12 protein-coding genes are annotated in these 13406 nt (G+C 39.5%); 6 read left to right on the top strand and 6 right to left on the bottom strand.

Annotated features, from left to right (window positions below; translation table 11 throughout):
- The first annotated feature begins 40 nt into the window (after positions 1 to 40).
- From ACMA1I_RS09100 to ACMA1I_RS09075, 6 genes are all read left to right on the top strand, one after another.
- Complete coding sequence (locus tag ACMA1I_RS09100) at positions 41 to 397, top strand: four helix bundle protein (protein ID WP_337067997.1); 357 nt, start codon at positions 41 to 43, stop codon at positions 395 to 397.
- A 63-nt stretch (positions 398 to 460) separates the two neighbouring features.
- Positions 461 to 1111, top strand: coding sequence for a 3-oxoacid CoA-transferase subunit B (locus ACMA1I_RS09095; RefSeq protein ID WP_414703887.1), 651 nt, complete (start codon positions 461 to 463; stop codon positions 1109 to 1111).
- 258 nt (positions 1112 to 1369) lie between these two features.
- Positions 1370 to 2917 carry a GNAT family N-acetyltransferase gene (locus tag ACMA1I_RS09090; RefSeq protein ID WP_337067996.1) on the top strand — a complete coding sequence of 516 codons (1548 nt, stop codon included), beginning with the start codon at positions 1370 to 1372 and terminating at the stop codon, positions 2915 to 2917.
- A gap of 524 nt (positions 2918 to 3441) precedes the next feature.
- Positions 3442 to 4584, top strand: a complete 1143-nt coding sequence (locus ACMA1I_RS09085) for a DegT/DnrJ/EryC1/StrS family aminotransferase (protein WP_337067995.1) — start codon at positions 3442 to 3444, stop codon at positions 4582 to 4584.
- Entirely contained in the window at positions 4581 to 5153 is a 573-nt protein-coding gene (locus ACMA1I_RS09080; protein ID WP_337067994.1) for an acyltransferase, read from the top strand. Before ACMA1I_RS09085 ends, ACMA1I_RS09080 begins: the two co-directional genes overlap by 4 nt.
- Entirely contained in the window at positions 5154 to 6191 is a 1038-nt protein-coding gene (locus ACMA1I_RS09075) for a Gfo/Idh/MocA family oxidoreductase (RefSeq protein WP_337067993.1), read from the top strand.
- A gap of 151 nt (positions 6192 to 6342) precedes the next feature.
- Here the strand turns inward: ACMA1I_RS09075 and ACMA1I_RS09070 are convergent, their stop codons facing one another.
- The 6 genes from ACMA1I_RS09070 to ACMA1I_RS09045 form a co-directional block, all read right to left on the bottom strand.
- Entirely contained in the window at positions 6343 to 7254 is a 912-nt protein-coding gene (locus ACMA1I_RS09070) for a chain length determinant protein (protein WP_337067992.1), read from the bottom strand.
- A 163-nt stretch (positions 7255 to 7417) separates the two neighbouring features.
- Positions 7418 to 8554 (bottom strand): glycosyltransferase family 4 protein, encoded by a 1137-nt coding sequence (locus ACMA1I_RS09065; RefSeq protein WP_337067991.1) that lies wholly within the window; start codon positions 8552 to 8554, stop codon positions 7418 to 7420.
- Position 8555: 1 nt separating this feature from the next.
- Positions 8556 to 9815, bottom strand: a complete 1260-nt coding sequence (locus ACMA1I_RS09060; RefSeq protein ID WP_337067990.1) for an O-antigen ligase family protein — start codon at positions 9813 to 9815, stop codon at positions 8556 to 8558.
- Between the two features lie 5 nt (positions 9816 to 9820).
- Complete coding sequence (locus tag ACMA1I_RS09055; protein WP_337067989.1) at positions 9821 to 10819, bottom strand: glycosyltransferase family 1 protein; 999 nt, start codon at positions 10817 to 10819, stop codon at positions 9821 to 9823.
- Between the two features lie 149 nt (positions 10820 to 10968).
- Complete coding sequence (locus ACMA1I_RS09050) at positions 10969 to 11991, bottom strand: hypothetical protein (RefSeq protein ID WP_414703886.1); 1023 nt, start codon at positions 11989 to 11991, stop codon at positions 10969 to 10971.
- Between the two features lie 103 nt (positions 11992 to 12094).
- Positions 12095 to 13189 (bottom strand): glycosyltransferase, encoded by a 1095-nt coding sequence (locus tag ACMA1I_RS09045; RefSeq protein ID WP_337067987.1) that lies wholly within the window; start codon positions 13187 to 13189, stop codon positions 12095 to 12097.
- Positions 13190 to 13406: the final 217 nt, after the last annotated feature.

Raw genomic sequence — 13406 nt, 5'->3', positions numbered from 1 at the left:
AAAAGTTTAAATGATCGTTTTTTGAAAGAAGGACTTTTGAATGAATGGAATAAATGATAACGCTACTGTCAAAAAATCTTTTGAATTCGCGCTTACTATTATACAGTATGCAGAAGCTTTAGAACAGGTCAAAAAGTCAGTTATTGCTAATCAGCTTTTAAAAAGCGGAACATCCATAGGAGCCAATGTATGGGAATCGCAACAAGCAGAAAGCAAAGCGGACTTTATACATAAACTAAAAATTGCCGCCAAAGAAGCAAAAGAGACTGAGTATTGGCTCATGCTCTGTAAGTTTAGGGCTGGTTTTCCAGATATTCAGGATAAACTAACAAAACTTTTGGAGGTACAGAAGCTATTATCAAAAATCATATATAGCAGTAAAATAAACAGCAAATAATATTTTACTGACAGCAGTTTAAAAATTATCACATCAGCACATTTATTACATTACCACATTAACATGGATAAACACGGTATAGCAAAGCGAATTGCCAGGGAAGTTAAAAATGGCATGTATGTGAACCTCGGAATTGGTATTCCTACTTTGGTGGCCAATTACATTCCGGAGGGGCTGGAAGTGGTGTTGCAGTCGGAGAATGGGCTGCTGGGCATGGGGCCCTTCCCTACGGAGGAAATGGTGGATGCCGATATGATTAACGCAGGCAAACAAACCATTACCACCTTGCCAGGCTCCGCTCTCTTCAGCTCCGCCGAAAGCTTTGGGATGATACGAGGAGAACACATAGACCTTACTATTTTAGGTGCGATGGAAGTTTCGGAGCGAGGCGATATAGCCAACTGGAAAATTCCGGGCAAAATGGTTAAAGGCATGGGCGGCGCCATGGACTTGGTGGCCTCTGCTAAAAACATTATTGTGGCCATGCAGCACACCGCCCGCGACGGCTCCTCCAAATTGCTAAAAGAATGCACCCTGCCCATTACCGGCCTTGCGTGCGTAAAAAAAATTGTAACAGATCTGGCTGTGCTGGAAGTAACCGACCAAGGCTTTATACTCTTGGAAAGAGCCCCTGGCGTTACAGTAGAAGACATAAAAAAGGCAACCGCCGGCACTCTAATAATAGAAGGCGACATACCAGAGGTACAGGTGTAATATCGAGTGCCGCACAAGAGCTAAACTTCTTGTAAGTAAATTATGCTAATGAAAATGACCTTCCGAAGCTTAAATTTGCTTTCGGAGGCCAAGGTTTACGGTGCTCCTACAGCTTTTAAGTAAATTGCTTGTCAAAAAGAAATCAGCAAAATTGACTAATTTTGTGGTGAGGTCTCTGCACAAGAGACTTTCATTGCATATCGTATCTTAACTATACTTGTATCCCGTATACGTTTAGATCAAATTTTACCTTAATTTATGAGTGAACGAAACGACAACAATACAGAACACAGGTTGCTCCTTCGCCAGTTGGAGCTGAAAGATTATAAAGAAGTAAAGGAGATCATGGACAAGGTGTATTCCAATATGGGAGCTTGGACCAGAAAAGAATTCTCCAGTTTGCTCAAAAAATTTCCGGAAGGCCAGATTTGTATTGAAGACAAAGGAAATGTGGTGGCAGCCGCATTGAGTATTATAGTAGACTATGCTACCATAGGCGATAAACACACCTACGACCAAATCATTACCAAAGGTTCTTTTAAAACCCACGATCCGGAAGGCGACACTTTGTACGGGCTGGATGTATTTGTGCACCCCGATTACCGCAACCTGCGCCTGGGCCGCAGGCTCTACGATGCGCGTAAGGAGATGTGCGAAAAGCTGAACCTGCGTGCTATTATTGCGGGTGGTCGCATACCTGGCTACATCGATTATGCCGACAAGCTCTCCCCTGCCAAGTACATCGAAATGGTGCGGAACAAGGAGCTGTCTGACCCGGTGCTGTCTTTCCAGATCAGCAACGACTTCCACGTGCGTAAGATCCTCAAAGGCTACCTGCCGGACGATAAGGAATCCAAAGCCTATGCCACGCTGCTAGAATGGATCAACGTTTATTATGAAGAGAAGGAGAAACTGATAGGCGGTAAAAAAACAGTTGTCCGGATTGGTATTGTGCAGTGGCAAATGCGGGCGGTAAAGTCGCTGGACGATTTTATGCAGCAAGTTGAATTCTTTGTAGACACTGTAAGTTCCTATAAGTCTGACATCGTGATGTTCCCGGAGTTTTTCAACGCTCCCCTTATGGCACTTACCAACGAGGACACGCCATCGGAGGCGATCAGGAGCATGGCGGAGTATACCGAGGAAATTAGAGAACGCATGATTCACCTGGCTTTGTCGTACAACATCAACATTATTTCGGGCAGTATGCCGGAGTACTACGACAACAAGCTCTACAACGTATCTTACCTTTGCCGCCGCGATGGCACCTACGACAAGCAATACAAGTTGCACGTTACCCCCGACGAAACTCATTATTGGGGTATGCGCGGTGGCCATAAACTCAAAATATTCGACACAGATATTGGCAAAATCGGCATCCTGATCTGTTACGATGTGGAGTTCCCAGAGCTGGCACGTATGCTATCCGACATGGACATGAAAATACTGTTCGTACCCTTCTGGACGGATACCAAAAACGCTTACCTGCGGGTGCGACTCTGCTCCCAGGCCCGCGCCATTGAGAACGAGTGTTATGTGGCCATTACTGGAAGTGTAGGTAACCTACCAAAGGTAGAGAACATGGACATCCAGTATTCACAATCGGCTGTCTTCTCTCCTTCCGACTTCGCCTTTCCGCACGATGCTGTAGTAGCAGAGGCCACTCCAAACACCGAGATGACGCTGATAGCCGATCTTGACCTAGACCTGCTCAAGGACTTAAACACCGCTGGCAGTGTCCGCAACCTGAAAGATCGACGCAAAGACTTGTATAATTTGAGTTGGGTTTTAAGGAAGGATGATTAAACCTTATGTAAAGTAGTTAAAAAGCTAGGGTTACCTTCCACTGAAGAAAGCCCTAGCTTTTTTATTTTTATACGAATAGAGTCCTCTTTACCTCAAAAGAGGATTGAGCTTAAATCTGAACGCTCCTGTTTTATATCTAACTTTCGCATTTTTATATAATTTCATAAATTTGGCTTACCTTCTGCATGCAATTTTTTTTCCTTATAAATTCAGGAAAACTTGTAAAAAGCAAATAATCGAATGGTTTACATTAGGCTTTATTCCCACAAGGTGAAGTTCAAGTTGCATTCAGTTTAATGAATATGGAAAATGCTAAGAGTTCACAAGGCAACCTTTTCTATGGAAATGTCTCCGTTTAGCTTATTGCAGAAGTTAACATTAAACATAGTGACCAACATGTGTTAGTGAAAAATTTGTTAACTTATTTTATTATTGCATATTGTATTTATATACAAATAAATTTATTGGTAGGCGCACATTAATACCACTCGTCAAACCTAAATCACTATTCACGGTCTCTCTATATGAAGATACAGATGGTTGACCTGCAAAGTCAGTACCAGACCTTAAAGAAGGAAATAGATGCCGCAATTTCTAATGTTATAGAAACTGCAGGTTTTATCAATGGACCAGAGGTAGATCAGTTTGCAAGGGAATTTGCTGCGTATAACCAAGCCCCTCATGCTGTAACCTGCGCAAACGGCACAGATGCTCTGCAATTAGCCTTTATGGCACTGGAGCTCAAACCTGGCGATGAAGTAATAGTGCCAAGTTTTACATACGTGGCTACAGCAGAGGCCATAGCTTTGTTAGGCCTCACGCCGGTATTTGCGGATGTAGATCCGGATCTGTTCATGTTAACTGCAGCATCTATTGAGAAAAAGATTACTCCTAAAACCAAAGCAATAGTGCCTGTTCACCTGTTTGGTCAGTGCGCTGAAATGGAAAACATTCTTTTACTGGCTCAGGCACACAATCTTTATGTAATAGAAGACACAGCTCAGGCTGTAGGAGCTGTATATACCTTCTCTGACGGCACAAGTAAAAAAGCAGGGACTATGGGCCATATCGGCACCTTTTCATTTTTTCCTTCCAAAAACCTGGGTTGCTATGGGGATGGAGGAGCATTGCTCACAAATGATACTAGGCTCGCCGAAAGACTACAGATTCTTGCCAACCACGGCCAAAGAACCAGGTATTACCACGAGCTTATAGGAATTAATTCGCGCCTGGATGGCATTCAGGCCGCCATATTACGAGTTAAACTGCCGCACCTAAACAGCTTTTGTGCAAGCCGTAATAAATCGGCTTCTTTCTACGATGCGGCCTTCTGCAACTTAGATGGCATCTGCATTCCTAAAAGATCAGAAAGATCCAGCCATGTCTTCCATCAATATACCTTAAAATGTACAGGCATTAACAGAGACAATCTTCGCGCTCATTTGCAAAAAAAGGGTATTCCAACCATGGTGTACTATCCCTTGCCAATACACCAGCAAAAGGCTTATACACACTTCGTTCAAGATTCAACAGGATATCCTGTGTCGGAGCAACTTTCGAGTCAGGTGCTTTCGCTGCCGATACATTCAGAACAGACAGAAGATCATTTATCTTACATTGCATCGGTTATAAGGGAATATTTACACCAGGAGGTAGTATTAGTATGAGTTTTACAAGCCACGAAAGCGCCGTGATTGATGAAGGTTGCCAGATAGGAAGCGGAACGACAATATGGCATTTTTCCCATATAATGAGTAAATGCATAATCGGGGAAGGATGTAATATCGGCCAGAATGTAGTCGTGTCGCCGGAAGTAATATTAGGCAACAATGTAAAGGTGCAAAACAATGTATCCATTTACACTGGCGTGACCTGCGAAGACGATGTATTTCTGGGCCCTTCTATGGTGTTTACAAACGTAAAAAACCCCAGAAGTGCTATAAACCGGCGCGGGCAATATGTTAAGACTCATGTAGAAAAAGGTGCTACCATAGGTGCCAATGCAACCATTATTTGCGGACATCATATTGGTGCCTATGCCTTTATAGGTGCCGGAGCTGTGGTAACAAAGGATATATTGCCCTACGCGCTGGTTGTGGGCAACCCGTCAAAGCAGATTGGCTGGGTAAGTGAGTATGGTCACCGGCTATACTTTGATCAGAACGGCCAGGCCACTTGTCCGGAAAGCGGAGAAGTATATCAACTTGAAAACAATCAGGTAACCAAAAACTCTTAAATGCCTTTTCAGGATCGAAAAATTAAATTTGCCGTAGTTGGGCTGGGTCATATTGGTAAAAGACATGCTGAAATGATCCTCAGAAATGTGGAATGTGAATTAGTAGCCTTAATTGATATCAGGCCAAAAGAAGAGTTACAATTAAATGATGCCTTATGGGGCATACCCTTTTTCTCCTCACTAGAAGATTTTTTAGAGGCAAAAATTGATTGTGATGTGGTTAATATTGCTACTCCCAATGGTTTTCATGCGGCCCAAGCCATGCAGTGTCTGGAGGCAAGAAAACATATAGTCGTAGAAAAGCCGATGGCCTTAACACGAAAAGATGCAGAGCAAGTGATTTTTAAAGCGCTGCACATGCATAAACAGGTTTTTGCTGTCATGCAAAACCGCTACTCCCCTCCTTCTATTTGGGTGAAAGACCTGATTGAACAGGGGGTTCTGGGTAAAATTTTTATGGTACAGCTTAATTGCTACTGGAACCGCGATGACCGGTACTATAAAAAAGGAGGCTGGCACGGTACAAAAGATCTTGACGGAGGAACACTATTTACTCAATTCTCTCACTTTCTGGATATCATGTACTGGCTCTTTGGAGACATTGAAAATATTCAGGCGAAGTTCAAGGACTTTAACCATCAATCTCTAACAGATTTCGAAGATTCTGGCTTCGTCTCTTTCGATTTTGTTAATGGCGGTATGGGATGCCTAAATTATTCTACTGCAGTTTGGAATCAGAACTTGGAAAGCAGTATGACCATAGTGGCGGAAAATGGCTCTGTTATAATTGGCGGTCAATATATGGACAAGGTAGAGTATTGTCATGTAAAAAACTACAGCATGCCCGAACTTAACCCAACCAACATGTGTAACGATTATGGAGCATACAAGGGCTCCGCGCAAAATCACCATTATGTAATTGAGAATGTAGTAGACACTCTAAAAGGACGAAATACCGTAGCCACAAATGCATTAGAAGGATTAAAAGTAGTAGAGATTATTGAAGGAATTTATGCTCTGAGGCCAAAGCCCTATTAATTGGATAATTCATGTTTTGCTAGCCTAGATGAACCTCCTCAACCTTTAAGGTATGAACGACAAAAAAAGTGTTCTATAAAAAAGAAAATGCCCTTTGCATTTAATAATGCAAAGGGCATTTTTCTGAAACTTAGCCTTTTTTAGGTACTCCTTAAATTTTTCTCTTTCTTTTTTCTAGAGTACTGGCTGTTATCAAGCCCAAAACCAGGAATAGTACAGCTCCTGCAAGCAGGTATAAAAATAAGTTTGGCCCACTTGGGTTTTTCCTGGGTACAAAGCCATTAACCACCTGAATGTTATCTAACTGATCTAACTCAGCCTCTAGCTCCACCTGATCTTTGTACATATCAATCCCTTGCTTATAAAGCTCCGTCGGGTCGAGTGGCTGACCAAAAATAAAGCCATTAACCGGTCCTTTAGGCAAGAGGGCAGCTCCCTTTATACTGTCGATAGAAGAAATATCACTTCTGTATTTTGAAATCATCTTCCGATATTGTTCTTCCTTTATCTGCTTTTGTCTGGTAAAATATCTATTATTCTCTAAATAACTGGTTAACGCAGGTTCTAAAGAACTAAATACTTGGTTATCGTAAACATTGAGCTCTATTCTGAATGGTGAGCCGGTCAGAACACTGTCCATGGTAATTCTTTCTTCATCCAGATTTATGAAATCCATGTCTTTAATCTGCTGAGCAGTGGCAAGTGTAATGTCCAGACGTTCAGCAATAGCCTCAAAGTTCTTATCTACCACCATCGATTCTAAACCGTTAAGCTGTTCTTCCACAAAATCATTTCTAATTTTAGCTAGAACAAAAGTCATAGAAGAACTATAGTAAGGTTTAGTGGCTTGATGCGCTATATAACTTAAGATAATACCAAACACCATAAAACCAGTTAATAGAAGCTTCTTTCTTAAAATTAGATTATAAATATATGAAATTCCATTACCCGCAGACTTAGTACCTTTTATTACTTTCTCTACTATAAAGGTTAAATCTACTTCGTCTCGATGAAATTGTTCTGTAACCTCACCTTTTTTTTCGCCTTGTTTCTCTTTATACATTGTATTTGATAAAAAATTATAAGCATGCTACGCTACTATACATTCTTTTTGAGCGCAACCCCACTTTTCTGAATATATATATATGGTGTTTAAGTGGACTATCTAAATAACGGAGTTTATAAATTAATTAAAACGAGCAGCACCTTAAATAAAATAGAAAAATTTATTTTAAGCTGTTCTTTTTAAAGAAAGCTTGTTGCTTATCCTCCACAAAATTTTCTAATTTAGTTTTGAAGTTCGATTTACTAAATTTCTGGGCATGATTATGTATGAAAGAGAAATCAAAGATTGAATAATTAGATTCCAAAAAGTGTACAGCGTCCTGTATACTTTTTGTTGTTTGTTCGTAAAAAAATACCCCCGTCTTATTTTCAATAACAGTTTCAAGTGCCCCCCCTTTACCGAAGGCAATCACAGGAGTACCACAGGCCTGAGCCTCTACAGGAATTATTCCAAAGTCCTCTTCTGCAGCAAAAATGAAAGCCTTAGCTTTTTGCATTCGCTCTTTTAGAACCTGAAATGGCTGGAACCCTAATATTATTACATTGGGAGATGCAATTGATTTAATTTTTTTGTAGTCGGGACCTCCACCTATAACAACTAGCTTCTTATCCGGCATTTCCTTAAATGCACGGACAATTAAATCAATTTTCTTATAGGGAACAAGCCTTGATGCAGCTAGGTAATAATCTTCTTTAACATCACAGAATTCAAAATCCTCGACAGCAACAGGAGGATAAATTACATAAGCATCTCGATTATATAGTTTTTTTATCCTGTTTACAATGTAATTGGAATTAGCAATGAAATAATCTACTCTGTTGTTGGATGAACTGTCCCACAGGCGCAAGTAGTGCAATACAATTTTCGCTATAAGTCCTTTCACTCCTCTGTTCAGATTGCTTTCCTCCATATATTGATGATACAGGTCCCACGCATAGCGTGCTGGAGAATGACAATAGCAAATATGTAACTGATTTGAATTTGTTAAAACACCTTTAGCCACAGCATAAGAAGATGAAATCACAACGTCGTAAGCCCGCAGGTCCACTTGTTCTATGGCATACGGAAATAAAGGAAGGTAATTTCTATATTTTGTTTTTGCGAAAGGCAATTTTTGAATTAGAGAAGTGAAAATTTCTTTATCTTCAAAATAAGTACCTCTAATAGCCTCATCATTTTTCATGAGAGTATAAATAGGTGCAGGATAGACTGAATGAATGCACTCCAGCACACGTTCCGCACCTCCGATAAGAGGTAACCAATCATGAACAATAGCATACTTCTTCGGGAAATTCATTTTAGAGGTTGATATTCGTACTGTACATATAGCTCTTTTTCTCTGTCTGGTCTTTTTCTTGAAATGTAAATAGAGTGTAAAATAAGCTGAAAAACAAAATGCCCTTTTGAGAATTCATCATTCCTTCTGTAATACAACAGATTGAAAACAACATAATAATGCTAAAGTATAAATATTGCTGTCTGCTGTACGCTGTCCACAACAGGTATAAGAGCACCCCGCAATAGACTATCAATCCAAAGATACCTGCACTCATCCAAATTCCAAGATACTGGTTATGGGAATCAAATTTAAACTCTGCCTGGTGCTCAAAAGAGTTATCAATATAACACTGGTGGAGCAGGCTTTTACTTTCTATGATACCAGTACCTGTTAACCATATGAAATTTGATAGCAGCACCTCCTTACAACATTTCCAAATACCAAACCTAACATTAAAGCTGTCCACCATCATAGAGTTATATTCCGAATATGAAAAGTGCTCGAAATACAACAGTGTTTGCATGAACTTTTGAACACCTCCGCTACTATAATAGACTATAATTGTAGAGGCAACACAAACAATGTTAATCCAAGATACTATTGCGTACTCTTGCTTCTTCCAAAGAAATAGATTGGCGGTGCAATAACCTGCAATTATAAAAGCCAAAGCAGCCATTTTAGCATTTATTATGTAAACGTATACTAGGAAGAACAAAAATAATAAAATGGTCAGGCCTCTTAACACTGCCCCTCTAGAATTTAAGAACAGATATATTAAGATAAATAAGCTCGCTACACAATACAATCCAAGGAATGGCCTATGCATCAGTAACAGGTCATCCAATGCCCACACCCGATGTTCTGCGAATAGAAAACCAAAGCCTTCTCTAAACGTTAACAAGGAGACAACAAAGCAGGATAAGGTAAAAGAAAGCAGCAGGTAAAAAAGCCTTTGCTTGCTTAGAGGTGGCGAATAGAACAGCACTCCTGGAAGTGCCAGCAGCGATAGCTTTTGTTCAAGCCCTTTTAACTCCTGCCATTTAATTTCAGTTACAAAAACTCCATAAAGATACAAGGCAAAGAGCGCCAGTACAGGAACAAGAAGTTGTAAGTCACCTGCAGAATTCATAGAATTCCGAGAAATGCCATAGATGGTCAACGCAACAAAAAGTATAATTAACCAGCTATTAAGGTTCGTTGAAAACGGCAATGTAGTTGTAATAGCTAACAATAGGAAATACTTAGATCTCTCAATTGTAGAACAGACATCGTCTTTCATTTGTATCAACAATTCACATTCTTTAGGACTAGTTGCAGAATTCTGCTGGCGGTAGAGTCAAAACTGAATTTACATACCTGCTCATACCCTCTGTTCACCAGTGTGTGTACTAAATCAGGATTGAGATACAGCTTCTGAATCGCAGAGGAAATTGATTCTGGCTTATCTGGGTCACAATAAAGGGCCGCCTCACCGCATACCTCTGGTAGCGAAGCTCTGTCCGACACTACAACAGGACAACCACATGCCATCGCTTCAAGTGGTGGCAAACCAAAACCTTCGTAGTAAGAGGGATATACAAAGCATAGTGCCTTCTGATAAAGTTCTGCCAGTTGCTCGTCCGTTACATAGCCTAAAAAGTTAACATGTTGCTGGTCCTCTGATTCCAGATCCGGATTATTAAAGACTTGCGAAAACTTTCCACCCACAACAAATAACCGAATATCGGGAAAAGGTAAGAGATGTAATGCTTTGATAACAGCCTTTAAATTTTTATGAGGACTTAAGCTACTAACTGCTAATACATAAGGCGCTCCTCCAATACCTACACCTTCTCTATTTCTTTTACTGGTAGGATCTATTTTAAAGACGGACGCCGGGTAAGTTACATGTACCTTAGAAGGTATTGTATTTACATATTTAATCAATTCTGACTTAGAAAACTCTGACACTGTCAGAAGCATATCTGCAAGGCAGGAGGTAAACATGTAATTCATTTTATACCAAATCCGAAAAATAAAGCTGTATGCCTTCGGCCATGCATAAACTGCTGTATCGTGTATCATTACTGCCTGGTCTCGCTTAAGAAGAGGCGCCACATTACACAGATTCAACAAATAACCATCACCAGATAAAAAAGGTAATTCTAGCTGCTCCCACAGGTGTCCCTCCAACTTTCCTGACTGCCTCAGAATTAACGAGGTATATAGTGGAGGGGCGGTTTGCAGTTGAGGACAAATAACAGTTAACTCATATTGCTCCTGTAAATCTTTGTTATCATACATTATCCGATCTATTGATGCTGTTATCTCCCAAGCGACTCTCTGTACACCTGTAATCTTTTGAGTTAGAAACCTTCCGTTTATATAAATCTTTTTTTTTATCAGCATTTTAGTGAGCGGTGTAGCAAGTGTGAGAATAAGATGCAGAAAACTTATAGTATCAGAGGCTCTTTCTTGTCATTTTTCTGAACAATGGCAATGACAATTGCTATTCCAAGAAACAAACTAGCAAAAAAGCCTGTACCTTTTATCCAGCCAACATCAAAAAGAGCATGGAGATTAAACATCCAAAATGCTACTGCCGCTGGGCTGGCAAAAAGCCCAAACCTTTTCCACAAGTTCCTGAAAAAGACTCCAAAGACAAGCAAACCAGAAAGCCCATAATTATGCATAATTTGAAGTATATAATTATGGGTGCCTTCCATTCCAAATAAATCATATTCCTTAACAGTAGAGACAAAGCTTCCAGGCCCATTTCCTAAGAAAAAGGTAGTTTTAGAAGCGACAATTTCTTTCCAAGCCTGCCGCCAAAGCAACCCACGGTAGCTGGCTGTTCTAAACGGAGACTTGCTATAGTCTTCGAAGAAAAACACAAGATATACCAGCACACCTAAAGTAATTAGGCTCAGCACAACAAAAAGAGACCTTGAAAAAAAACCGATAGTGAATAAAGTGGCCAGACCAAATGTTGTCTTACTGCCTATAATGACTATACAACTCATCCCAATAAAAATAATTAGAGAAATAACTTTTTTCGAGCTCTTCTTATTTTTAAAGAGAATATAAATATAAACTATCTCGTAGATAGCTGAAACACCATTCTTATGAAAGAAATCTAAGTTAAAAAAAGTTGGTCTGGTCCAATCAATTCCGTATCGGAACGCATGATAAAAGATTGCCAGGGAAAAAAGTAAAAAGAATGCTCGTAATGCATGATTAATAGCTAACTCAAAAGTGGAGTGCCTGCTATGAAGATTTACAACTAAAATAGGGATAAACACGAAGAAGAGATAGGTGGCAATAATGTCCTTTGGATCATAATCACCTTCCCAGAAGCTAAAAGCTAAAAGCAGATAGAGGGTGTAAAATATAAAGAATGAAAATTGAGCGGGTGTATTAACTAGTTTATTAGTATAATAAGTATATAAAGAAGCGATTAAAGCCCAAGCTATCATAACACTGCCCACTATCACAAACCCCAAATTGTTTAGAATTAGCGCCCCAGATAAATACACTAGTGTTAACAAGAAAAAAACAATGTAGTTGACAGAAGCAGAGTTAACCAATTTTATTGTAAACGTTAAGGGTTTGACTAACTATGGACTCTTGGGTAAAAAATGCTAAAGCTCTACTTCTTCCTGCGTCTTGATACGCTTCTAACGTAGATTTATCTAATAGCTTCTCTATGCATGCTTTACATTCAGCTACATTTCGCTCCTTAAAAACTAACCCGGCATCTCCAATAACATGGGGTATTTCTCCTGAATTAGAGCCAATCACTGCGACCTTGCAAGCCATTGCCTCTGGTAATACCCTTCCAAACTGTTCTTTCCAATTAGCTTGGGTAACAGAAGGTAATATCAATGCATCAAATGAAGAAATCACATCTGCTACTTCTAATGAAGAAACACCACCTGCAAAAGAAATCTGGGCACTGAGCCCCCAATTCATTACCTTATTCTTTAGTTTACTCTCTAACGGTCCTGTTCCTACAATTGTAAAATGCACTTTAGGTAATTTTCTTAAAGCCTCTAAAACAATGATTAATCCTTTTTCCTCTACAATACGGCCCACATATCCTAAGTATAATTTAAACTTGCCAGATTGTTGTCGCCTGTTCTCCTCCCTTGGATAAAAAGTAGACATGTCCACGCCAAACTGAGGAATAACCTCTATCATTTTAGAATAACCTTTCTGCCGCAGAACTGTAATTGCCTCTCTATTACCAGCTATTATGGCATCAATGTTATTGTACACATAATGCTCCAGTTGTTTAAAAGGGAAAGGGTATTTTTTGTAAATATTTTGCCAGGTAAAACAGATTGTTTTGGCACCGTATTTTTTCGCTATTCGAAGTACTTGAGCAGTAACTATACTATAAGGCTCCTCATCAATATGAATAATATCCGGCCTTAGCTCTCGAAGATAATGTGATAACCCCCTGTAAAAGTGGAAATGATTTTTACCTTCAAAACAAGTCTTTATTTTAATATGACTATAATTTTTTGAGTAAGACTCTTTCTCTTCCACATAATAAGGCCATGAAACAGGAGTTATAAGTGTTAAATCTACTGCTTTTCCTAATAGCTCGGCTTTACTATGAGTACTATTTACCAACATAGCTTTGGACAAGAGCACAACTTTAAGTGCCATAACAATATAGTTCTCTCGAGCTTTGTACTCCTTTATTATTTACGATTTTTTTTTGCATTATATACTCAGTCAATTTAGACTATATAGAATTAAATTTTTCGATACCAGCAACACTTATGTTTTGCTACAAAAATTTAGTCTGAAGTATTGCAAATTTTATTAAAAGGCCTCACTTTTCAAACCTAAGTTTCCTGTTTTTATAAAGTAAGCTTTTTCT

This window comes from Pontibacter sp. 13R65 (assembly GCF_047525655.1).
GTDB lineage: Bacteria > Bacteroidota > Bacteroidia > Cytophagales > Hymenobacteraceae > Pontibacter.
The sequence above is the reverse complement of the archived record's forward strand: the minus strand, read 5'-3'. Positions and strand labels throughout refer to the sequence as shown.